Origin of the sequence: Streptomyces sp. T39, from assembly GCF_008042045.1 — a bacterium.
Lineage (GTDB): Bacteria > Actinomycetota > Actinomycetes > Streptomycetales > Streptomycetaceae > Streptomyces.
Genome location: NZ_RDBP01000059.1, coordinates 68,565 through 91,060, shown reverse-complemented (window position 1 = coordinate 91,060; position 22,496 = coordinate 68,565). Strand labels below are relative to the sequence as shown.

The window sequence follows — 22,496 nt, the reverse complement described above, 5'->3', positions numbered from 1 at the left end:
GGGCCTGCTGTGGGCGGCGGTGTGGAGGGTCAAGGGCAAGGAGGGGCCGTTGGCCCCACCGGTGGGCCGTGACGCGCGTCCTGCAGAGGGGAGCTCGGAGGCTGCGGACATCCCGCTGCGCGCTGTCTTCCGCTCCGGCACCTTCGTCACGGCGGCACTGGGTGCGTTCGCCGCCTATTGGGTGATGAGCGCCAAACTCACCTGGCTGCCGGACTATCTCCGGACGGTGGTCGGCTGGGACCTCGACCGGGCCGCCGCCGCGGTCGGCGGGGGAGCCGTGGCCAACGGCGTGGTCTTGCTGACTCACGGGCTGCTGGCCCGCCGGGCAGTCCTGGGCGGAAGGGTCGGAAGGCTGCCGACCGGTGCCGGCGCCGGTCTGCTCCTGGTGGCCTCGGCGGGCGCGGTGACCGTGTTCGCCACCGTCGACACGCTGTGGATCAAGGTCCCGATGATGTTCGGCCCGATGGCGGTCGCACTGGTCATGATCACTGCCGCGCAGACGGCCATCGCCCGGATCACGCCGCCCGCGCAGCGCGGTGTCGTCCTCGGTGCCCTGGTGGCGGTCTTCGCCCTCGGCGGTGTCGTTTCACCCCTGGTCCTTGGCCGGATCGTGGACAGCGCGGCGACTGCCAAGGCCGGCTACGAGAACGGCTGGCTCGTCACGGCGGCCCTGTTGCTGGTCACCGGCCTCCTGGCGGCGTGCTTCATGCGCCCGGAAAGAGACGCCGAGCGGCTCGGCGTCCCGGAGTCACCGGGCACGGCTGCCCCCGTCGTCCACTGAGGGGTGCGCCCCGCCGGCTCGGCGCGGGCCGGGGCCGCTGGGGGCGCCCCTCTCTCTTTCGTGTGGTCTCGCCCGGGACCGCCCGCGCGCGCAGGCGGTTCGCGGTGATGGTCAGGGAAGGCGGCCGCCCGGCTTCCTCCGCCATACGGCGGTGATCGTCAAGAACGGTGGGAGGGTCTCGGTGCTGGTGGATGTGGTGCGTGAGTCCGCAACGGCGGGGCGAGTGGTGCTGTGGGAGGAGTCGGCTCGAGACGGCGCGCAGGCGAAGACACTGATGTCGGCGAGGGCCAGGGTGCGGCTGGCGTGCGAGACCGGACGGGTCTTCGGCGGGGACGGGGTGCGGCACGTCGTGTTCGCCGCCGGTTTTCCCGCGGTGTGCGCGGAGGAGTTCGAGGCCGTGCGCCAGGTCGCGGTGGAGGCGGAGGGCGCGGTGAGTGTGGCGGCGGTGTGCCGTGGGGCGGTGCGGGATGTGGAGCAGGCGGTGGCGTCGGTGCGGGGCAGCCGTCTCGCGCGGGTGATGGTGGTGGTGCCGGCGTCGGAGGCGATGGCGCAGGTGATGGTCCACCGCCCGGCCGCCGCGGCCCTCCAGGGTGGGGTCGATCTGGTCAAGCGGGCCCGCGACCTGGACGAGGAGGTGGCAGTCGATGTGTGCCTGGCCGATGCTTCCCGCGCCGACCACGCGCTGATGGGCGCCTTCGCCGGGGAGCTGACCGCCGCCGGCGCCGGACTGGTCGTCCTGGCGGACACCGTCGGTGCCCAGTTGCCCGACGCCTGCCGGCAGATGTTCACCGCGGTCGGGACCGCGGCCGGCGCGGACACCGTGCTCGCCTCCCATCTGCACAACGACCTCGGTCTCGGCCTGGCCAACAGCCTCCAGGCCCTGGACACCGGGGTTCGCGTGATCTCCTCCTCCTGGCTGGGCATCGCGGAGCGCGCCGGCCTGGTTGCCACGGAGCAGTTGCTGTTCCTCCTCGCCCGGCACGCACCCGAACTCCTCGGCACCGACGCCGAGCTGTGGTGGACCGGGCCGGACCTGACCCGGCTGCCAGGCATCGCGCGGATGGTGGCGCAGGAGACCGGGGTGCCACTGTCGGTCACCACCCCGATCGTCGGCACCGGGGTGGGCACCATCTCCACCGGCACGCCTTTCGTCCACCCCGAGCTGTTCCAGCCCTACGACCCCCATCAGGTCCTGGGCATCGAGCCGCGCACGGTGCTGACCCAGCTGGCCAGCGCCCGGGTCGCCACCGCAGTCGCCACCCGCCTCGGCCACACCCTCGATGAGAACCAGGCGCGCGCGGCGATGGCCTGGGCGAAGAGACGGGCCTTCGCCACCGGGCGGTCCGTCATCGACGACGCCGCCTTCGACGCCTACCTCCAGGGCCTTACCCACACCACCTCCGGGAGCAGGCCGTGACCTCCACCGAGGACCCCGTATCCCGGCCCCCGGCCGACTTCACCCTCCTGCGTGATGCTCTCGCCGCGGGCGGGGCGGTCGTCGTGCCCAACCCGGCGCCACTGACCCATGTCGTCACCGGCACCTGCTCCCGCGCCGTCAACCGGGCCAAGGGCCGGGACGCCGACCAGCCGGTCGCCCTGTGGGCCCATCACCCCGGCATTCTGGACACGCTCGACGAACTGTGGGACCTCGCACCGCAGCACGGGGCGCTGGCGCGGCGGCTGCTCGGCGAGGAGCACCTCACCGTCCTTCTGCCGCTCAGGCGCGGTGCGGAAGGTCCGGCCTGGCTGGCCCCGGCCCGGAAGGACGGCTGGGTGCTGCTGTTCGGAGCCCGCTGGCAGCCGCTGCGGCCCCTGCTGGACGAATACCCGGTGCTGTATGTCTCCAGCGCCAACCGCACCGGCCACCCACCCGCCGCCACCGCCGGGGAAGCGCTCGCCATGTTCCCCGCCACCGTCCCCGTCCTGGACCTGCCGCAACCGGACGCCGGGCTGAACGGGACAGCGCGGCAGGCAACCACGACAGTGCGCCTTCACCCCGACGGCCGGCCCGAACTGCACCGGCACGGCGCCCAGGACCGAAACCACGGCAGGGCGGACGCCTACCTGCGCCACCTGCGTGCCCGGTACGCGGCCACCACCCGGCAGACCGCGTCGGCACATACGTGCGTGGAGTCGGAGAAGGACTCGGGAGGGTGAGCATGCCCGCGCTCTGCCTCTGTCGACTGCGGTCGTGTGGCGGGCTGCGTTCGACGGCTTCGCCATCGACAGCCTGGGAGGACTACGGTCCGGCAGCGGGCGTCGCCGCAGCCGCGCACGCCGCCACCGCGCTGCGCACGGCGTTCGCTGTCCCGGCCGGCAGCCGGTCCGCCACCCTCAGAAGGTCGCGGAGCGGCTCGGCCACGGACGTGATCGCGACGTCCCGCTCCGTGGGCCCGAGCCGCGCGATCGCCTTGTTGAGCTCGGTGAGCCCCTCGTCCCCGCGCCCGGTGAGCAGCAGTGTGTCGGCGAGGTCGAACAGGGCCCACGGGTCCTGCCCATCGGAGTCGTGCACGGCGAACAGGGCGAGATGGTGCAACTGGCGAAGGCGCTCGACGACGGGCGTGGGGTCCTCGCGGCGCACGACGGACAGCAGCAGCTGCACCCGGGCCGTGTTCATCAGCGGGTAGGTGTTGTTCCCGCTGAGCTTGCTTGCGTTGCGGTAGCAGACCAGCGCCTTCTCGAGCGCCGTCACGTCGAAAGCGTCCGACGCGCGGGCTCGCCTGCGGTGTAGGCCGCCCAGGTTGGCCCAGGTCTCCGGGTCGTCGCCATCGAGGGCGAGAGCCCGGTCGAAGGCCTGCGTCGCGGCCTCGTACCGGGGCCCTTCGTCACCGGGGGCTCCGCCCTTGCTCAGCGTGAGGCCGATCTCGCGCCAGGCGGGTGCGAAGTCCTCCTTGAGCGTCACGGCCGTCCGCAGCCGATCCTCGGCCTCGTCGTACCAGCCGTCGGTACGCAGTGCGACGCCGAGCTCGAAGTGACCACGCCAGCTCGCGGGATTGCGTGCGACGGCCAGCTGGAGGAGTTCGATCCGCCGTGCCTTCGACGAGCTCCGCAGGGCCGCCTCGACGAGATCCTCTGCCTGCGCCTCGCGCAGCCCCCGAATCTCGTGACGCAGCCCTTCGAGTTCAGCCCGCTCGACGACGACGAGATCAGCACCGTCGCGGACAGGGCTGTCCACACGCTGCGGGTCACGAAGACCGCTCGCGGCCGCGTCCGCGATCCGGCGGATGGCGTCGTCGAGTTGGTCGGGCATGGGCCCGTACGGGATCACCCGGCTGGACGAGGCGTTGAAGCGCACGTCGCCGACATCCTGGCTGATCGGCACGGTGACTCCGTCGCGCAGCGCCCAGCGGACCCCCAGCTCGAGGTAGACGTTGGCATTGCCACCGGTCAGATCGGCGATGTACACGTCGGCGTCCAGGGCCTCGGCGAACATGGAGCGATGGACCGCCCCCGTGGCCGTCTTCTCCTTCTCCACGACGAGCGTCGCCGGCCGGCCCAGGATCTCGCCGATGCGTGTGGCGACGGGTTCGAGGAGACGCCGACGGATCTCCGGGATGCTCGACCACCCGGCTGTGTCGCCCATGGTGGAGCCCGGCATGGCTACGAACACCCGCACCTCCTCGTGCTGCAGCGCGACGAGCGGCCCCATTCCGCTCACCGGGACGGCGGGCCGGGACGTCTCCTCGGCGGAGGCGTCGTCCACCGGTGGAGAGGTGTCCGCCGAATCGCCTCCCGCCGCAGGCTCCGTGAGGGAGCCCGCTGGCCCGGTCGGGGTAGCGGTAGGCGGGGAGAGGCGGCTTGTCACCTGCAGCAACTGCAGCTCGCGCCAGCGGACCCGCCATGTGTCCAGCCGGGGGTCCTGCCGCTGCGGCGGACGTCCCCCGCTCCCGTGAGTGATCAAGGTGTGCACCAAGGCCATGAGGAAGTCGATACGCGGCAGCCTCTTGCCGTTGAGCACCTCGCTCACCGCAGAAGGGGAGAGCGGACGGTTCGGAGGCGCCTCGCGCTCGATCGTACGCAGGGACGGATTGCCGTTCTCGATACGCAAGATGGCCAGATCACGGGCCAGCGAAGCCAGCGCACCGGCGAGTTCGTCGTCCCCCGTCGTCACCCTCCCAGGCTACGGGCCGTACGCCGAATTGTTCTGCACTTGGCCGAACTGCACCGCAAGGCTCCGCACATCCGGTGATCTGCGGGTTCGTTCGCCCCGAACACACCCTGCGGGGGCCGTCGACTGCAATGAAGGCATGACGAAGTTCCAGAGCGACAAGAGGACACCCGCAAGCAGCGTTCTCGAACTGATCGCCCTGCTGTGCCTGATCGGCCTCGCTGCCGTCGTGTACGCCGCCACCGGACCGGAGGCGTTCGCCGCCGTGACGGGTGTGGGAGTCGGGCTGTTCACGACGTGGCGGGGGCGCTCGGGCCCGCCGGGCGCCCGATGACCGCCCGGCTCCACACCTCCTCGACGACCCGGTCCGAGCGCCCCCGGCCGTTGTGGGGATGCTCGCCGGCGCTGACCCGGCCGGCCTGACAGGGTCGGAGGGCGGGCGCCATGCCGGGTGGGGGCCCGGCGCCGGCTCGCCCGACGACCCCCGCCCTGGTGTCCTGCGGGTGGGGGTGGCTTGTTCCGGCGGGCAGGTCTCGGTGTCGAGCGGTGGCCGACGGCGAGGTTTTACCGAACGGTCGACCGGCGAGCCTTCCTGCTCGGATAGCTTTCCGGCATCCGCTGAACGCGACGGGCGGGCTGCGCACCTCGTGGTGGTAGCAGCCCGAGGGGAGGCATGCGATGAGTTCGATCAACGTCAGGGAGACAGCGGCCGCGTTGCCGGAGGCCTGGAGTTCACGCTCTCTGGGAAAGGTGGGGGCGGCCTGCGTGAAGGTCCTGCGCATGGACGGCAGCCCGGTCCGGGAGGAGGCGCACGCGGCCGACGAGGTGCTGCTGGTGCTCGACGGGCGGCTGGAACTGGTGGTGGAGGGCAAGGCGGTCGCCGTGGAGTCGGGCGAGATGTACCGGGTGCCGGCCGGCGCCCGCCACGCAGTGGGCCCGGGCAGCCGCGGCACACTGGTGATCGTGGAACAACCCGGGGCGTGAACCCCACCCCGCACACCGGTGCCGTACCTGCCGCTGGCGCCCTGTGTACCTCGCCGGGGCCCCCGAAGGCCCCGGCGAGGCGGTTACCGGTGCCCCCGTCCGGTGGACTTCGTTGCCACGGCGGTGTTCCCGGCGTGTCGCCGGGTGTGCGCAACCGCGCGTGGCACCGGGTCCCCACAGCGGACCGGGCATGGCGGTCCGGCGGCGGGGGAGGGCCCTGCCTTTCGGCCGGAGGTGTCCCTTTGACCGGGGGCCGGTAGCGGTGGGATGCGGCAGGTCGGCTTCCGGGCGAGGCCGGCCCGCCGGGCGATGACGCTGAGACGCCTGCACCAGGGGCATGAATCGTCTGTCGATGTCCCCTCAGCGGAAGTCCGCCGCGTGGTCGACTGCCCACTGCTGAAAGGACCGGGCCGGTGTGCCGGTGATGCGCTCCACTTCATCGGTGACGGGTTCCGGGTCGCCGAGCATCTGCGCCTGGGCCGGCAGTACGGCCTCCACCAACTGTGCCGGGTAGCCGGCGGCCTTCATCTGCTCGACGGCCTCGTCCAGGGTGACCTCCTCGAACCGGACCGGTCGCCCGATCGCCTCGCCGATGAGCGCCACCTGCCGTTCCTGGGTGACCAGTTCGGGGCCGGTGATCACAGGGCGCGCGCCGAGCAGGGCGTCGCCCGTCAGGGCGTGGACGGCGACCGCGGCCATGTCCGCCTCATGGATCAGCGGGCGGGCCAGCCGTGCCAGCGGCGCCCGTACCGCACCGGTGGTTCGGACCTCCCGCGCCCAGCCCAGCGTGTTGCTCGCGAACCCGGTCGGCCGCAGCGCCGTCCACTCCAGGCCCGATGCCTGGATCAGCCGCTCCAGCTCCGTGTGGAACATGGTGATCGCCTCGCCGGGCTTGTCCTTCTCGGCCCCGACCCCGGCGGATGACAGGTACACCACCCGTCGCGCGTGCTTCCCGATCGCGTCGATCACGTCCGACGCGCCCTCGGCGCTCAGGAAAGGCCACACCAGGAAGACCGCGTCGACACCCTCAGCAGCCGTGCCCAGCGAGGCGGGATCACCGAGGTCGCCGCGTACCGCCTGCACCCCCTTCGGGAAGTCCGCATCCCCTCGCACCAGCGCCCGCACGGGCACGCCCGCCGCGCGCAGTCGGGCGACAACCGCGCCCCCGACGTTTCCGGTCGCGCCGGTCACCAGGATCCTGGGCTGACTCATCGACATCTCCTCGGCTCGCTGTTCGGTGACGCGACTCTCGTACATCAACCAGGGTTGAGGTCAACCCGCGGTCGTCGGCGTGGCTCCCGTGCTTCGGCGAAGCGCGCCACGTGCTCGTCGCCGAGCCGTACTCCGCGCGCGGCACGTGCTTCCTCGTCCGAGGACGGCACGCCCGCCTCCTGCGCCGACGCGGCAGGCCTCCGCTTCGACACGGCCGGGGCCGCCTCCACCACCACGCGGATGCGTCAACGGCGAACGGGACGGCGAACACGCCCGGCAGGCCGCGCAGGACACGGATCTGCCGGGAATCACACCGTGCGCGCGGCAACGGTCCGACCGGGGCAGTCCGTCCGGGCAGGAGGCAGGCACCGCCCCGAGCTCTGGTCGGAAAAAGGGAAGGCGAAAGCCAACTGGCCGTTGGCAGGATGTCCGCGCACTCGACTTCCGACGGGAGAGGACCCGACGACCGTGCCTCATGCCATCACTTTGATCCGCTCCGCCTCTCTGTCAGACGTCGCCGAGTACGCCTACGCGGCCACTGCACCCGCCGAGTCACGCCTGATCTTCCTCGCCGGCGCGTGTCCGCTGAACGATGACGGCTCCACAGCGGCGATCGGGGACTACGCGGGCCAGGCAGCGAAAGCCATCGAGAACATGCAGACCGCTCTCTCCGCGTCAGGCGCGTCGCTGCGGGACGTCATCAGTACCCGCGTCCTCGTCGCATCGGCCCGGCGGGAGGACCTGGTGGCCGCCTGGCAGGTCGTACGGGACGTGTTCGCCGACCATGACGTCCCCAGCACCTTGATGGGCGTCACCGTGCTCGGCTACGAGGACCAACTCGTCGAAATCGAAGCAGTCGCCGCCGTACTCGATTCCTGAGACCCCTCCACAGGACACAGATCAACACGCGGTTGTGGCAGATGCGGTCAGTGGAACCTGCCGGATCAGGCGGCCTCGAGGGGCGCACCGCGGCCTGCCTGACGGGCCCCGGAGACACATCAGGTGTCCCGGCGGTGCGTACGGCCGCAGACCTCACCAGTCGGCGTCGCCCCACCGCCTGCCCCTACTGGGAGCGGTAGACCAACTCCAGCGCGCAGGCGGCGATCACGGCCCATACGCCGAGACCGATCATCAGAATGCTGCCGGCGGTGGCGCCGACGGGGAGAAGGACCGCGGCGGCCGCCGCGCAAGCGACCACGACGCGCCGGATGCCGCGGTCGGGTCGCCAAACGGAAGCCATGTACGAAGAGTCCCGCCCTCCGCCCCTGGATGCCACCGGGCGAATGGATTCCTTGCGCGATCCTGACGTCGGCCCCGGTCCGGGAAGCCCACGTCGGCCCCGGTCCGGGGGCGCCTGCGGCTACTGGCTCCGTTCCCGTGTGTCGAGGCGCTGTCGCAGCAGATCACGCGGTGGGCCGATGGGTGGTCGGCCGCAGCGGGGACGGTGGCACGACCAGTACGTCACCCACTGCGTGAACCATGTATGCCGACCCGGTCGGTGCACCGTCAGCGATGCGTCATGCGCCGGACGTCCCGCGTCAGAGGGCCGTCATGGAGCGCCGGGAGCAGCGACGGGCGGGCGTAGCTTCGGTGCCGTGCCCCAGTTCCGCCCCACCGGGTGGCCGGGGCGCCGTCCGTGCCCCGCCTGGAGGTTCCCGTGTGCCTGTACACCTACGACAACGACACCACTGACGACGACTCCGGATCCGGTCCCGCCCCGGAGCCCGAACCCGAACCCGAGGAACAGGTCCCGGCCGGGCCGCTGTACGTACCGGTCAGGCCGGCGCCTGCCCACGCCGCGGCGCTGCGCCTGTTCCGGACCGCTCCGGGCCCCCGCACCGCCGTCGCCTTCACCTGCCCCGGCCTGCTCGCCGTGGCGCTCGGGCCCGAGGCGTCCTGGATCGTGCTCTCCGAGTCCGCTCTGCGGGCGCTCGCCGAGCCGCTCGGTGTGACCCGGCTGACGCTCGACCCGGTGCTCTGCCTCCCCCCGGTCCGCACAACCGCCGACGAGAGTGCCGGAGCACCCCACGGCACCAGCCGACCCGCCGCCCGCGCCGCGTGAGAGACGGAGACATCATGACGACGACTGTTCCCACCACCGCGGACGACCTGTCCCTGTGGCCGGCTTCCACGACCGAGGACGCGCACGGCGCTCGCGCTGTCGGCGGGGTGGATCTCGCGCAGGTCGCCGCGGAGTTCGGGACACCCGTGTACGTGCTCGATCAGGGCGAGGTACGAGAACGCTGCCGGATGTACCGGCACGCCTTCCCCGACGGCGATGTGCTCTACGCCGCCAAGGCGTTCCTCTCGCAGGCGGTGGTGCGCTGGATGGACGAGGAAGGCCTCGGACTGGACGTGTGCTCGGCCGGTGAACTCGAACTCGCCGTGGCCGCCGGTTTCCCGCCCGACCGGATCGTGCTGCACGGCAACGCCAAATCACCGCAGGACCTCGCGGCGGCACTGCGGCTGGGCGTGGGACGCATCGTCATCGACAGCCCTTCCGAGATCGCCAGGCTGGCGGCCGCCGTGCGGGACGGCAGCCAGAAGATCATGATCCGGGTCGTGCCGGGGGTCGTCGCGGGCGGGCACGCCAAGATCCGCACCGGAACCGACGACCAGAAGTTCGGGCTGTCCTTCACCGACGGACAGGTCCACCACGCCATCGCCCGCGTCCTCGGCCAGCCGCGGCTCGCACTGACCGGCCTGCACTGCCACATCGGCTCACAGATCACCGACGTCGAGCCGTACATCGTGGCCGTCCGGCGCATGGTCGGACTCATGGCCCGCGTACGGGACACCCACGGCGTCGTCCTGCACGAACTGGACATGGGCGGCGGCCACGGCATCGCCTACCGGCCGGGCGACGCCACCCTGGACGTCACCGCACTCGCCCGCGCCCTGCGCGCCGAACTGACCGAGAGCTGCACTGCCGCCCGGCTGCCCGTCCCGCGGCTCCTCATCGAGCCGGGGCGTGCCGTGACCGGACCCGCGGGCATCGCGCTCTACCGCGTCCTCGCGGTGAAGCGCACCGGCGCGCGTACGTTCGTCGCGGTGGACGGCGGCATGAGCGACAACCCCAGGCCCGCCCTGTACGGCGTCCGCTACGCACCGCGGCTGATCGGACGGCACTCGACGGCGGGGCCCTCCACCGCGACCGTGGTCGGACGGCACTGCGAGGCGGGCGACGTCCTTGCGGCCGATGCCGCGCTCCCGGGCGACATCCGCCCCGGAGACCTGCTCGCCGTACCGGTCGCCGGCGCGTACCACCTGTCGATGGCCTCCGGTTACAACCTCGTCGGGCGGCCGCCGGTGGTGGCGGTCGACAAGGGCCGTTCCCGCCTGCTGGTCCGGCGCGAGACGCTGGCCGACTTCCAGGCCCGCGACGTCGGCCGGTGAGCCACGCCCGACGACGGTCGGGCCGGAAGCTGCCCGGAACGAATCCGTTCCCACTGCGGTGTGGCTGACGGTTCGGCCCGTGGAAGGGGGAGTGGGCGGGAGGGGTACGGAGCTTCGTCGAGTAGGCCACCAGCACCTGCCGCCGTCGGCGGGCGTCCTGCGGCCGAAGCGACGACAAGACCATGCCTGGAACCGGGACACGGGGTTCCGCACGCTGCCGGCCTCACCCACCGCGGCTTGCGGCAGCGGTGGCTCACCCGCGAAGGGAGGACAGACAGTCAACAGTGCTCGTGCGCCGTACCGAGCCACCGAGGCGGCTGGTCGAGCAATGCTCAAAAAGCTAGGCTCCGCGAGCATGACCACCAAGCCCGCGCCCACCCGTGTACGGCTGAAGCCGGAGGAGCGCAGGGCTCAGCTGATCAGCATCGGGCTCCGCCTGCTCACCACCAGGCCCATCCATGAGATGTCCATCGACGAGGTAGCCGTCGAGGCGGGAATCTCCCGCGGGCTGCTCTTCCATTACTTCCCGACCAAGCGGGACTACTACGTCGCCGTCGTCCAGGCAGGGGGACGCCGGCTGCTCCTTCACGCCGCAGCCCCTGAGGAAGGCACTCCCCAGGACCGGGTGCGCGGCATCGTCGACGGTTTCGTGTCGTTCGTGCAGCGCCGCAAGGACACCTACGTGGCGGTGGTGCGGGCGGCGGCCGGTGGGGATGACCTGGTGCTGGAGGTCTTCGAAGACAACCGTCGCACCCTGGCCGACCGAGTGCTGCAAGCCGCGGGAATCCACGCCCCCACACCCTTGCACCGGCTGGCTGCGCGCGGCTGGCTGGCCATGGCGGAGGAGATGGCCGTCAGTTCGACCGCTGATGTCGTCACGAAGGACGACCTGGTCGACCTGCTCGTGAGCAGCCTGGAGCAGACCCTGGAACAGTTCGCCGCCGTCCGTCGCTGACGCCGGGCCGGGTGAGGCACGGCAATCGCGTGCACGGCAGTCGTGCCGCCGGTCCGCGGGGTAGCCGGATGCTGGGCGGTGGCGGACGGCTCCCGCCCAGGCGCAGGGCGCGGGCGCCGAACCCGGCCTGGCGTCACTGGTGCACCTGATGTGTGCGCCGTGTACATTAGTCGGCGGAGTGAGCGGTGTCAACATCGGGCGGCCCGTCCAGGTCCACCGCATGCGGGAGGCGGACAGGGGGTCCAGGGAACGTCCGCCCCCCGCTTGTCGAGCATCGCTCAACAAGCTAGGGTCGGCGCCCATGACTTCAGAGTCCGTACCGGTCGGTATGTGGCCCCGGGGGCGAGCGCGCCCTGCCGTGTCCGAGCGGCCCCGGCCGCCTGCCCGCCCCCCGACCCCTGCGCAGGACGCCGTGAACCGGCACCGGGGCTCGGCGAGGACTCCCGCCGCAGCCTGACCGGCCGGGTGCCGCAAGCTGCGTGAATCCGCGCCCGCTGCACAGCGGGCGAGTGGTGCCGACTCGACCGGGGAGCTGATGAAAGACACGGACCAAGGTGATGTCCGCGCCGAGGACGCATTCGACGTCGAACGTATGCACGCCTGGCTGACCGGGCGGCTGGAAGGCCTGACAGGCCCCGCCCCCGACGTCGTCCAGTTCACCGGCGGCGCATCGAACCTCACCTATCAACTGAGCTACCCGCACCTCGGCACGGAACTGATCCTGCGGCGCCCGCCGGCGGGCAGGAAGGCCGGCTCCGCGCACGACATGGCCCGCGAATACCGCATCCAGCAGGCATTGAAGCCCGCCTTCCCGCTCGTTCCCACCGTCCGGGCACTCTGCCAGGACCCCAGCGTCATCGGCGCCGACTTCTATGTCATGGACAAAGTGCCCGGGCTCATCCTCCGTGGCAGACTCCCGCGCGGCGTGAATCTGACGCCAGGCGGCGCCCGGGCGCTCTCGGAAGCCTTCGTCGACACCCTCGCCGAGCTGCACCGGATCGACCCCGCGACGGCCGGGCTCGCCGACCTCGGCAGGGGAGAGGGCTACGTCCGCCGCCAGGTCGAGGGCTGGACCCGCCGCTACGCACAGGCCCGCACCTGGAACACCCCCGGCTTCCGGCGCGTGACGGCCTGGCTCGCCGACCACCAGCCCGACGATGTCGCCCTCTGTGTCGTCCACAACGACTGGCGCCTGGACAACCTCGTCCTCGACGAGAAGACCCTGCAGGTCACCGGAGTTCTCGACTGGGAACTGGCCACCCTGGGCGACCCCCTGATGGACCTCGGCAGCGCCATGGCCTACTGGGTCCAGGCCGACGACGGCCGCATGGCCCGGGCGATGCGCCGCCAGCCCAGCCACCTGCCCGGCATGCTCACCCGCGCGGAGCTCGTCGAACGGTACTGCGACGCCACGGGCCTGTCCGCCGCGAACTGGCGCTTCTACGAGGTCTTCGGGCTGTTCCGGCTCGCCGTGATCGCCCAGCAGATCTACTACCGCTACTACCACAAGCAGACCCGCAACCAGGCCTTCCGCAACCTCTGGATGGCCGTCACTTACCTCGACCACCGCTGCCGCTCCGTCATCCGCCGCACCGGCGGCAGCTGACAGGCCGGAAACCTCCTATGCCACTCATCTGCCTCGTCCGCCATGGTCAGGCGTCCGCCGACGCCGGCGACTACGACGTGCTGTCCGGCCTCGGTCGCGCTCAGGCTTCCGCCGTCGGGCGTGAACTCGCCCGCCGCGGACTGCGCGACCCGTACCTCGTCGCCGGCACCCTCACCCGTCAGCGCGACACGGCCCGCATCGCCGCCGAGGCCGCCGGATTCCAGGGATCGCTCCACCAGGACGCCCGCTGGAACGAGTACGACCACCTCGCCTTGCTGGGCCGCTACGCCCCGCCCCGCAACGAGGAGCGGTCCGTGCAGGACCTGCTCGACCACGCCCTGACGGCGTGGATGGAGGACTCCGGGCCCGCTGAGGGGAGAACCTGGACCGCGTTCGCGGACGGCGCCCGCACCGCGCTGGCCGAGCTGTCCGCCACGCTCGGCCGGGGACGCGATGCCGTCGTGTTCACCTCGGCCGGCCTGATCGCCGCGGTGTGCGGCGCGTTGCTGTCACTGCCCGCCGAAGGAGTGGTCGCACTCAACCGGGTGGCCGTCAACGCATCCCTCACGACCCTGGTGGTGGGCGGATCCGGGACCACCCTCCTGACCTTCAACGAGCACGCCCACTTCGCCGGCGACCGACGTCGGATGCTCACCTACCGGTGACGCGGCCGGTACCGGTGGAGCGGCTGGCCGACTGCCCCGGCAGGAGCGTTCCCGTTCCTGTCCCTCAGCCGGCCGCTGGCGCCGCCCGGATCGCGGGGGAAGCGGTGAACAGTGCGAACACGGAGGCGCGGACCTGCTGGGCGACGGCTTCCGGAGTGGAGGTGTCGAGCTTGCCGTCGAGATGCAGGAACGCCAAGCCGTGAACGAGCGCCCACACGGTGGTCGACAGGGCGTCGGTGTCGTCCGTGCCGGGGAAAGCGTCACGAACGAGGCCCCGGACGTAGGCGGAGATGGCCTGCGTCGCGGCGACGCGTTCCTCGCTGGTCGGGTCGCAGGGCTCGGCGAACATGGCACGGAACAGCGCAGGGTGCTCGAGCGCGAACCGGACGTAGGCGACGGCGACAGCGGCCAGATCGTCCGGCGTCGAGGGGGCGGGATGAGCTGCCGCCAGGTGCTCGGCGAGCTCCCGGTACCCCTCGGCGGCCACCGCGGAGACGAGCGCTTCACGGTCCGCGTAGTGGCGGTAGGGAGCCGTGGCCGAGACTCCGGCACGACGGGCGACCGCGCGCAGCGACAGGCCGGCACTGCCGTCCTCCTCCAGCAGTTCCCGTGCCGCCCGTACGCAGGCGGCACGCAGGTCGCCGTGGTGATACGTGCTGCTCTGTGACATGGGTCACCCTCGCTCTCCCGATGTATCCACTACGTGCACCCTGACACAATGTGAATGGTGCATACATCCTAAACGATCGAAAAGGGAAGTGAGAACCGGGAGGGCCGGTGAGCTGCTCTCTCCGCTGCTGCCGCGCCCTGGGCGGGTACGGACCGGCCGGCGAAGGCGGCCGTGGAGGTGAACGTGGCTGCCGGAGGCCGGCTCCCCGGCGAACAGGCACTCACCCTGTACCGGCGCTGGGCCGCCGCGGGCCGCCGGTCTGCTGATCACCGGCGCCGTGACGGTCCACGCCGAAGCGCCGACCGCCCCGCCGGTGCCGTCTCCGACGAGCGCTCACCCCTGAAGGTGGCTCGCTGGAGAGCAGGGCCGGAACGCTGCTGGACATCGTCCGCTTCGTCCGGGCAGCCGTCGCACCTGTCTTCGCCGTGGCCGCCGAAATTCGCCGCAAGCGGCGCCGTTCCCTGTGCAGCTGCCGCGTCCGGCTGACCCGACGCGGAGGGCCGAGTCGACGTGAGCCGCACGATGGTGCCTGGTCCACGGCTTCGACCGGTCGGTCGCTGACAGGCGGGGAGATGACGGACCGGTCGAAGCCTGTGTGCAGGGTGGGCGGACGCTGCGTGACCGGTCACGGTTCAGCGCATGCCGACTGCCTTCATCACCTTGAGCGCACCGGTCAGCAGACCGGCCCAGGTTTCGGGGGCGATGCGGGCCGGCGGATAGAAGCCCTGGAGGCGCTGGTGGGCGACGGTCTGGGCTTCGGTGTACTTGAGGATGCCCTCGGCGCCGTGGCGGCGGCCGAGTCCGGAGTCGCCCATGCCGCCCATGGGGGCGTCGATGCTTCCCCAGGCTGCGGCGAAGGCCTCGTTGACGTTGACGGTTCCGGCGTGCACGCGGGCCGCGACGGCCCGGCCCCGGGCGCCGTTGCGCGACCAGACGCTGGCGTTGAGGCCGTACGTCGTCGCGTTCGCCATCGTGACCGCCTCCTCGACGTCGCGGTAGGAGTAGATCGAGACGACGGGACCGAAGGTCTCGTGGTCGTGCACCGTCATGTCGGGGGTGACGTCCGTGAGAATGGTCGGCTCGTGGAACAGCGGCCCGAGATCGGGACGGGCCTTGCCGCCGGCCAGAACGGTGGCGCCCTTGGCGACGGCGTCGCCGACGTGCTCGGTGACGGTCGTGAGCTGGGAGGGGGTGGTGAGGCTGCCGACGTCGACGCTGTAGTCGTACGCGGCACCGATCCTGAGCTTCCTGGTCCGGGCGACGAACGCGGCGACGAACGCGTCGCGAATGGACTCGGCCACGTAGAGACGCTCGATGGAGACGCACAGCTGTCCGGCGGAGGGGAAGCAGGCGTTGACGGCGCCTTCGGCGGCCTTCTCGATGTCGGCGTCGTCCAGGACGATCATGGCGTTCTTGCCGCCGAGTTCGAGGGACGCGCCGATCAGGCGCTTGCCGGCGTCGCTCGCGATCCGGCGGCCGGTGGCGGTGGAGCCGGTGAACATCATGTAGTCGGCGTTGTCCATCAGCGCACCGCCGATGGAGCCGCCCCGCCCGATCACCATCTGCCACACGTCGGCCGGCAGACCCGCCTCGTACATGAGGTTCATGGACCACAGGGCGGTGAGCGCGGTCTGGGTGTCGGGCTTCTGCACGACCGCGTTGCCGGCCATCAGTGCGGCGATGGTGTCGCTGGCGGCCATGCTCAGCGGGTAGTTCCAGGGCGAGATGACGGTGACGACGCCCTTGGGGTGGCGCAGCTCGGTCGTGTGCGTCAGCAGCGGGATCGCACCGCGGCGCCGCTTGGGGCCGAGGTACTTGTCCGCGTTGCGGGCGTAGTAGCGCGAGACGATGCCGATGTCGACGACCTCGAGGTAGGCGTCGCGGCGGGTCTTGCCGTTCTCGGCCTGCATCAGGTCCAGCGCCTCGTCCTGCCGGGCCAGGACGAGGTCGTGGTAGCGCAGCAGGATCCGCTTGCGCTCCGCGATCGGCGTGGCGGCCCACGACTTCTGTGCGATCCGGGCCCGCCCGAACGCGGCCTCGACGTCTTCCGGGGTGGAGACGGGGAAGTCGGCCAGAGGCACCCCGGTGTAGGGGGCGTTGGTGGTGACCCGCGCCGCATCCGGCGCGGCCGACACCCGCGCGGTCAGCTGCTTGAGCAGGGACGTGGTGATGGACGCGGGCAGGCCCGGGCTGCGGGCGGACGTGGGGCGGCTGGCGTGATGGGTGACCATGGCGGACTCCTTGCTCCGTGCTGCTACTTGTTCCGGCTCCGGACCGAGGTGGGCACCGGCATGTGGAGGGCGGCCTGGCCCTCGGTCATGACGTCGAACTGGACGGTCTTCTTCGGCTTGAGCGAGCGCAGGTCGTCGGACAGGCGACCCTCACCGAGCTGGAGGGCGACGCCGCCGGTGCTGCGCGTCGTGCCGGCGTTCAGCACGTTGGTCTGGTTCAGCGTGGCGTGCCACGCGCCGTTGATCGTCGTGTACGAGGTGAGCGAGCTGACGCGCTCACCGCTCGGGTAGGCCCGCTGCGCCGGGGTGTCAGCCAGGAGCGACACGTCGACGCCGCCGGCGTCGTTGGCCACGCGGGCCGTCGTCCGGAGGTCGTTGATGTCGACGTCGAGCCCGGTGACCCACTTGGGGAAGCCGTAGCCGTCGTGACCGCGGACCTGGGCGATGTCCGAGTTCACGGGAAGGGACAGCACGTGGGAGTCGAGGTGCTCGTTCTTCAGGCCGGAGACGAGGTCGAAGAAGCCGAGCTTCCCGTGCCGTGCGGGCTTGACCGCGATACCGACGGCGGCCTCGGTGTAGAAGTCGATGTCGCACACGTCGTACCGGAAGAACATCACCGAGACCAGGCCGAGGCCGGGCACGATCTCCAGGGGCGAGAGCTCCTCGGGCAGACGGGCGCGGATCGCCCGGGACGGCGCGACCATGGTGAGCCGGGCGGTGGACATCGTGTAGTAGAAGTTCGGCGTGAGCGTCGAGCCGATCGGGGAGTCGACCTTGATCTTGGGCAGCCGGCGGAAGAAGTCCACGCCGCTGACGCGGGGGTCGCGGGCGATCTCGTCGAGGTCGGGGTTCATCCGGTAGCGGTCGTACAGGCCGTCCTTGGGGACCGCGACCTCACGGCCGCCCAGGTCGACCTTGACGTAGTCCTTCTGCGTGGAAGACATGGTGGGAGCTCCTCATTCTCATGTAAGCGGTGTACACATGACTGTAAGGGGCAATGTGAGCACCGTCAACAATGATGTGCGGGATGGTGGACGTGACCTCGGCAACCGAGATGAAACGGGGGTGCGCCATACCCGGACGGGACGCCTGCAGCGGGAAGGAAGGGCGGGCCGCGGAGCCTGGCTTCCGGAGCGTCCGGCGGACTGCCGCGGACGAGGCCGCGCGCGGCAGGGTCGGCCCGGGGCGTACCGCTGCCTCCGGAAAAGGGCCTCGTTCCTGAGGGCGGCGAACGCATCGGTCTCCGAGGCGAGTTCCTCGTCGCCGTCCGGGGCGGGGAACTCAGGCCTTGGTGGCTCGGGGCTTGGCCAGCCAGGCGCGGTAGGTCCGCAGGGCGCGCTGCTGCTTGCGGCGTTCGGATATGAGGGCGATCGCCGGATGGGTGCCGGGCCTGGTGACGCGTCCGTGGGCCAGGCGGCGCAACTGGTGGCGCACCTGGGCCATGCTGGCGGCGGCGGCGAGGGCCTTGTCGGACCAGGTGACCGGCCGCATGGTGGGGCCGGCCTCGCGTCCCTGGCGCCAGCGCTCGGGGAGGTCCGGGGTGATGGCGAGCGCGGTGCCCATGCCGAGCACCGAGACGCCGCTGCCGAGGACCTTCTCCGCGGTCTCGCGGCGGGTGATGCCGCCGGTGAGCATGAGGGGCAGCGGGCTGGTGCTGACGAGGTCCTCGGCGAGGTCGAGGAAGTACGCTTCGCGGGCCTGGGTTCGATCGTCGGCGGGGCGGCCGGTCATGGCGGGGCTTTCGTAGCTGCCGCCGGAGAGTTCGACCAGGTCGACGCCGAGGGGGTCGAGCATCTCGATCACCTGGCGGGCGTCGTCGGCGCCGAAGCCTCCGCGCTGGAAGTCGGCGGAGTTGAGCTTCACCGCGACCGCGAAGGAAGGCGAGACGGCGGCGCGGACGGCGCGGACGATGTCCAGCAGCATTCTGGCCCTGTTCTCCAGCGAGCCGCCCCACTGGTCGGTGCGCTTGTTGACGAGTGGGGAGAGGAACTGCGACAGCAAGTAGCCGTGCGCGGCGTGGACCTCGACCCCGTCGAAGCCGGCTTCCTCGGCTCGTCGCGCGGTGACCGCGTACCGCGCCACGGTGTCCTGGATCTGCTGGGGGGTCATGGCGACGGGCTTGCCGAAGCGGCTGCTGTGCTTGCCCAGGCTGACGCCGATGTCCGTGGGGCCCCAGACGACGCCGGGCATGTCGGAGGCGACCTGCCGGCCGGGGTGGTTGATCTGCATCCAGATCGCACCGCCACCGGACTTGCCCGCCTTCGCCCAGTCGGCGAACGGCTCCAGCGGGGCGTGTTCGTCGAGGACGACGCCGGCCGGCCCTGTGAGTGCCTCGGCGTGGACCATCACGTTGCCGGTGATCAGCAGACCGGTGCCCCCTGTGGCCCAGTGCTGGTACAACGACAGCAGCCGCCAGTCGGGGAGCTGGCCTTCGCCGGCCATGTTCTCCTCCATGGCCGCCTTCGCGATCCGGTTCTTCAGTACCTGCCCGGAGCGCAGGGTCAGCGGCGAGAACAGCTCGCTCGTCATCCGATCCCCTCTTCCATCTCGATCACTCACGATGTATGCACTACTCACATTAGAGCACGATGTAATCGCCGTAAACATCGAGGAGTGTGGGGTAGGTCGCACACGGATTCGAAGACCACCGCAACAGGAGTCACGGAACTGCGGAAGGTGACGTCGACGTGGTCGGTACGGGTCGGAGAGGCGGCCCACGGAGGAGTCTCGATCGGGTGGGCGCGACCGCTGCCGTGCACGTCCCGGTGACGGCCGCCAGGCCCGGCAGCCGGCCTCCGGGCGGCTCCGCGGGGAACGGTCCGGGCCCGCCGACGCCGTGATGGCGCCGGCGGGCCCGGCTTCCTTCGTTCGTGCGGGGAGAGGCGCGGTGTGTCAGCTGTCGTGGAGTGCGGTGTGGAGGAAGTCGACGGCGAGTTTGCGTGCCACGTTGGCGGCGCGGGTGTCGCGGAGGCTGTCGAGGAGGAGGAAGTCGTGGACCATGCCGGCGACGCGGACGGAGGTGACGTCGACGCCGGCTTCGCGGAGCTTGTTGGCGTACTGCTCGCCCTCGTCGCGCAGGACGTCGGCCTCGTCGGTGATGACCAGGGTCCTGGGGAGGCCCTTGAGCTGGTCGAGGGTGGCCCGCAGGGGTGAGGCGTGGTGTTCGGCGCGCTGGGCGGGGTCGGTGGTGTAGGCGTCCCAGAACCACTTCATGCCGTCGCGGGTGAGGTAGTAGCCCTCGGCGAACTGCAGGTAGGACGGGGTGTCGAAGTCGGCGTTGGCCACCGGGTAGAGCAGGCACTGGGCCTTGAGGTCGATGCCGCCGCGTTCCTTGTTCATCAGCGCGAACACCGTGGACATGCAGCCTCCGACCGACTCTCCGGTCACGGCGATGCGTGAGGTGTCCAGACCGTGTTCCGCGCCGTGCTGCAGGACCCACTGGCCCACCGCGTAGTTCTGCTCGACCTGGGTGGGGTACTTCGCCTCCGGCGCCCGGTCGTAGACCGGGAAGACACCCGCGGCGCCCGCTCCGACCGCGAGTTCGCGGAAGAGCCGGTCGTGGGTCCTGTCGTCGCCGAAGACCCAGCCGGCACCGTGGATGTAGAAGACCACCGGCAGCGGCCCGGTCGCTCCCTTGGGGCGGATGATGCGGGTCCGGACGGTGCCCCACTCACCCGCGTCCACCTCCACCCACTCCTCGTCGACCTCCGGCTTGGGCACGCTCGGGTCGACCTGCAGGCTCAGCAGGATGTCACGACCCTTCTCCGGCGGGACCTCGTAGATCCGCGGATGAGGATCGGTCGCCTCGCACAACTCCTTCGCAGCCGGTTCGAGGTAAGGCGTGATCGGGGGAGGAAGCTCAGCCATGTCCACTCCATGTCGCGAGCACACAGGTGCCCTGTTGCTGCGGCCCTGCCGGCCGCGGATGGCGATCCCCCCGCTTGGGCGGCAATGCCCGACACCATCGTTTGTGCCCCGAATGCCGTCCGCAACCCGGCCGTCAGCTCGCAGGCCGTTCACCGTCCACGGTGCTCATGCTTCTGCGTCGTCGTCGGCCGGTGTGTCGGCGCTCTCTGGGTGCATCGCTTCTGGCGATCAGCGCCGGCGCGCGGCCCGCCGGCCAGACGCGCGCAGTGACCCGCCTGGGCGCGATGACCGCTGGTGCGGTCGGCGGGGGTGGTCGTCGGCGCCGTCGTCGCGATGCTTGCGGCGCTGTGCGGCAGCGCCGCACATCGGCAGGCCCTCTCGGCCTGGAGGCAGACGGTACGGCCGGCCCTGCGGGCTCCGGAACGCAGCCTCGGTGAGAACGCCCGTCAGGTGTGAGGGAAGCGCACGAACCCGAACACCTCGTCGACGAGAGCGGCGAGAGCAGGTCCCGAGTCGCTGTCGGACCAGCGCATCAGGGCGACGTCGAAGCAGCCCAGTGCCGTGTTGATCATCGTCTGAGCCTTGAGCCCTGCATCGGGAGTCTCCTGGTCGAACCGGGACGCGATCTCGGGGGCGAGGGCATCGGTCCAGGCCAGATGCTTCTCCAGGTAGCGCGCGCGGAGTCCGGGCGTGTGGCAGATGACGCGGGTGGCCCGCTTCCAGTGCCCCTTGTCGTCGTCCATTTCCACAGCTGCCGCTCGGAACGTGCTGCGCAGCGCCTCCCAGGCCGGATTCCCGTCCAGGTGCCGGAGCAGTTCGTCCCGGACCTCGTTGGCGGAGGGGATGCGGTCGCCGAAGACCACGTCCTCCTTGTTGCTGAAGTAGCGGAAGAAGCTGCGCTGGGAGATCCCTGCTGCCGCGACGATGTCGGCGACGGTGACCTGGTCGAAGCCGGTGGTGTCGAAGAGCTCGAGAGCGGTGTCGGTCAGGGCTTCGGTGACGGCTCGGCGGGTCTTCATGCGCAGGCCGGGCGTGGCGGGCTCCCTCATGCGCAAAGGTTAGCAGTGCCAAACATGGCAGTCTGTGTCAGTTATGGCATACGCTGTCATCGTGAGGTGATGGCCCTGTGGCCGACCGGTCGCCCGGGCCTGTCGCGGGACAGATGATGTTTCCGGGCCACTCACGCCGTAATTCGGCAGATATGTCCACCGCTCCGGCGGAGGGCGTGATCCATGCAGGACGAGGAGGTCGTCATGACGAAGGTGTTGTTCGTGGTGTCCGCGGCGGACCGGTGGACGCTGCGCAACGGGGAGGTCCATCCGTCGGGCTACTGGGGCGAGGAGCTGGCGATGCCCCACAAGATCTTCTCGGCGGCGGGGTGGGAGATCACGATCGCGACTCCGGGCGGCAGGGCGCCGACTCTGGATCAGCTGAGCATGGGGCGGACGGCGGGATGGCCGTCGAAGTTGCGTGAGGTGGCGGCCTACCTGGAGTCGATCAAGGCGGAGCTGGACAGCCCGCTGGTGCTCGCGGACATGGATCCGGACGATTTCGACGTGGTGTTCTATCCGGGTGGGCACGGTCCGATGGAGGACCTGTCGGTGGACCCCGTGTCGGGTGCGCTGATCACCCGGGTGCTCGGGTCGGGCAAGCCCCTCGCGTTGCTGTGCCACGCGCCGGCCGCGGCGTTCGCGGCGCAGAACGAGGACGGGTCCTGGCCGTTCACCGGGTACCGGATGACGGGGCTGTCGAATCTGGAGGAGAAGTTCAACAGCTTCGGCCGCAAGGCGGTGTGGCTGCTGGAGGACCGGCTGCGCGAGAGCGGGGCGGAGTACTCCAAGGCCCGGCTGCCGCTGCGCCCCTATGTGGTGGTCGACCGGAACGTCTACACGGGGCAGAACCCGCCCTCCTCCGAACACCTCGCCAACCGCCTCGTCGCCGACGTGAACGCGGCCGCGACCGTCCGCTAGCCGCACCCGCGGCACCACACCGTCCCCACTTCGCCCGGAAGGCACGCGACC

General features: G+C 71.0%; 21 protein-coding genes. 12 read left to right on the top strand and 9 right to left on the bottom strand.

All coding sequences use genetic code 11. The features are described 5' to 3' along the window. The 3 genes from EAO77_RS34750 to EAO77_RS34740 all read left to right on the top strand — a co-directional run. Positions 1 to 781: MFS transporter (locus EAO77_RS34750; protein ID WP_222723735.1), on the top strand; the 781-nt coding region annotated here is incomplete at its 5' end. A 151-nt stretch (positions 782 to 932) separates the two neighbouring features. Next, entirely contained in the window at positions 933 to 2,198 is a 1,266-nt protein-coding gene (locus EAO77_RS34745; protein WP_261994288.1) for a 2-isopropylmalate synthase, read from the top strand. Beyond that, complete coding sequence (locus EAO77_RS34740; RefSeq protein ID WP_147992308.1) at positions 2,195 to 2,938, top strand: Sua5/YciO/YrdC/YwlC family protein; 744 nt, start codon at positions 2,195 to 2,197, stop codon at positions 2,936 to 2,938. The genes EAO77_RS34745 and EAO77_RS34740 overlap by 4 nt, the downstream gene beginning before the upstream one ends. An 82-nt stretch (positions 2,939 to 3,020) precedes the next feature. Here the strand turns inward: EAO77_RS34740 and EAO77_RS34735 are convergent, their stop codons facing one another. Beyond that, positions 3,021 to 4,484 (bottom strand): tetratricopeptide repeat-containing protein, encoded by a 1,464-nt coding sequence (locus tag EAO77_RS34735; protein ID WP_187283544.1) that lies wholly within the window; start codon positions 4,482 to 4,484, stop codon positions 3,021 to 3,023. Positions 4,485 to 5,028: 544 nt separating this feature from the next. Between EAO77_RS34735 and EAO77_RS34730 the strand changes: the two genes are divergently transcribed. Beyond that, a complete protein-coding gene (locus tag EAO77_RS34730; protein ID WP_147992306.1) occupies positions 5,029 to 5,223 on the top strand; it encodes a hypothetical protein in 195 nt (64 codons plus the stop codon). Positions 5,224 to 5,669: 446 nt separating this feature from the next. Next, the gene (locus EAO77_RS34725; protein ID WP_315986129.1) at positions 5,670 to 5,873 is read left to right on the top strand and encodes a cupin domain-containing protein; all 204 of its coding nucleotides are present in this window, start codon (positions 5,670 to 5,672) and stop codon (positions 5,871 to 5,873) included. Positions 5,874 to 6,233: 360 nt separating this feature from the next. Here EAO77_RS34725 and EAO77_RS34720 read toward each other — a convergent pair whose 3' ends face one another. Continuing rightward, on the bottom strand, positions 6,234 to 7,085 hold the full coding sequence (locus EAO77_RS34720) for an NAD(P)H-binding protein (protein ID WP_147992304.1): 852 nt from the start codon (positions 7,083 to 7,085) through the stop codon (positions 6,234 to 6,236). Positions 7,086 to 7,553: 468 nt separating this feature from the next. Between EAO77_RS34720 and EAO77_RS34715 the strand changes: the two genes are divergently transcribed. After that, positions 7,554 to 7,964: a RidA family protein gene (locus tag EAO77_RS34715; protein WP_147992303.1), complete on the top strand. Its 411-nt coding sequence runs from the start codon at positions 7,554 to 7,556 to the stop codon at positions 7,962 to 7,964. Positions 7,965 to 8,148: 184 nt separating this feature from the next. On the opposite strand, the gene EAO77_RS39065 is transcribed toward EAO77_RS34715, so the two are convergent. Beyond that, the gene (locus tag EAO77_RS39065) at positions 8,149 to 8,325 is read right to left on the bottom strand and encodes a hypothetical protein (RefSeq protein ID WP_187283546.1); all 177 of its coding nucleotides are present in this window, start codon (positions 8,323 to 8,325) and stop codon (positions 8,149 to 8,151) included. A gap of 417 nt (positions 8,326 to 8,742) precedes the next feature. On the opposite strand from EAO77_RS39065, the gene EAO77_RS34710 reads away from it, so the two are divergent. The 5 genes from EAO77_RS34710 to EAO77_RS34690 all read left to right on the top strand — a co-directional run bounded on the left by EAO77_RS34710 (position 8,743) and on the right by EAO77_RS34690 (position 13,707). Further along, positions 8,743 to 9,147: an SAV_915 family protein gene (locus EAO77_RS34710; protein ID WP_410088754.1), complete on the top strand. Its 405-nt coding sequence runs from the start codon at positions 8,743 to 8,745 to the stop codon at positions 9,145 to 9,147. A gap of 14 nt (positions 9,148 to 9,161) precedes the next feature. Further along, positions 9,162 to 10,481: a diaminopimelate decarboxylase gene (gene lysA, locus EAO77_RS34705; RefSeq protein ID WP_147992302.1), complete on the top strand. Its 1,320-nt coding sequence runs from the start codon at positions 9,162 to 9,164 to the stop codon at positions 10,479 to 10,481. A 355-nt stretch (positions 10,482 to 10,836) separates the two neighbouring features. Further along, on the top strand, positions 10,837 to 11,436 hold the full coding sequence (locus EAO77_RS34700; RefSeq protein ID WP_147992301.1) for a TetR/AcrR family transcriptional regulator: 600 nt from the start codon (positions 10,837 to 10,839) through the stop codon (positions 11,434 to 11,436). A 535-nt stretch (positions 11,437 to 11,971) separates the two neighbouring features. After that, entirely contained in the window at positions 11,972 to 13,042 is a 1,071-nt protein-coding gene (locus tag EAO77_RS34695; protein ID WP_147992300.1) for a phosphotransferase family protein, read from the top strand. 17 nt (positions 13,043 to 13,059) lie between these two features. Next, entirely contained in the window at positions 13,060 to 13,707 is a 648-nt protein-coding gene (locus EAO77_RS34690; RefSeq protein WP_147992299.1) for a histidine phosphatase family protein, read from the top strand. Positions 13,708 to 13,771: 64 nt separating this feature from the next. On the opposite strand, the gene EAO77_RS34685 is transcribed toward EAO77_RS34690, so the two are convergent. From EAO77_RS34685 to EAO77_RS34660, 6 genes are all read right to left on the bottom strand, one after another. Next, a complete protein-coding gene (locus EAO77_RS34685; RefSeq protein WP_147992298.1) occupies positions 13,772 to 14,377 on the bottom strand; it encodes a TetR/AcrR family transcriptional regulator in 606 nt (201 codons plus the stop codon). Between the two features lie 632 nt (positions 14,378 to 15,009). After that, positions 15,010 to 16,608 (bottom strand): succinic semialdehyde dehydrogenase, encoded by a 1,599-nt coding sequence (locus EAO77_RS34680; protein WP_147992297.1) that lies wholly within the window; start codon positions 16,606 to 16,608, stop codon positions 15,010 to 15,012. A 23-nt stretch (positions 16,609 to 16,631) separates the two neighbouring features. Beyond that, positions 16,632 to 17,552: an acetoacetate decarboxylase family protein gene (locus EAO77_RS34675; RefSeq protein ID WP_147992296.1), complete on the bottom strand. Its 921-nt coding sequence runs from the start codon at positions 17,550 to 17,552 to the stop codon at positions 16,632 to 16,634. Between the two features lie 337 nt (positions 17,553 to 17,889). After that, positions 17,890 to 19,137, bottom strand: a complete 1,248-nt coding sequence (locus tag EAO77_RS34670) for an NADH:flavin oxidoreductase/NADH oxidase family protein (protein ID WP_147992295.1) — start codon at positions 19,135 to 19,137, stop codon at positions 17,890 to 17,892. Positions 19,138 to 19,500: 363 nt separating this feature from the next. Next, positions 19,501 to 20,475, bottom strand: a complete 975-nt coding sequence (locus EAO77_RS34665; RefSeq protein WP_147992294.1) for an alpha/beta hydrolase — start codon at positions 20,473 to 20,475, stop codon at positions 19,501 to 19,503. Positions 20,476 to 20,921: 446 nt separating this feature from the next. Further along, positions 20,922 to 21,524, bottom strand: a complete 603-nt coding sequence (locus EAO77_RS34660) for a TetR/AcrR family transcriptional regulator (protein WP_261994287.1) — start codon at positions 21,522 to 21,524, stop codon at positions 20,922 to 20,924. 204 nt (positions 21,525 to 21,728) lie between these two features. Here EAO77_RS34660 and EAO77_RS34655 point away from each other — a divergent pair, with 204 nt between their 5' ends. After that, positions 21,729 to 22,445: a type 1 glutamine amidotransferase domain-containing protein gene (locus tag EAO77_RS34655; protein WP_147992293.1), complete on the top strand. Its 717-nt coding sequence runs from the start codon at positions 21,729 to 21,731 to the stop codon at positions 22,443 to 22,445. Positions 22,446 to 22,496: the final 51 nt, after the last annotated feature.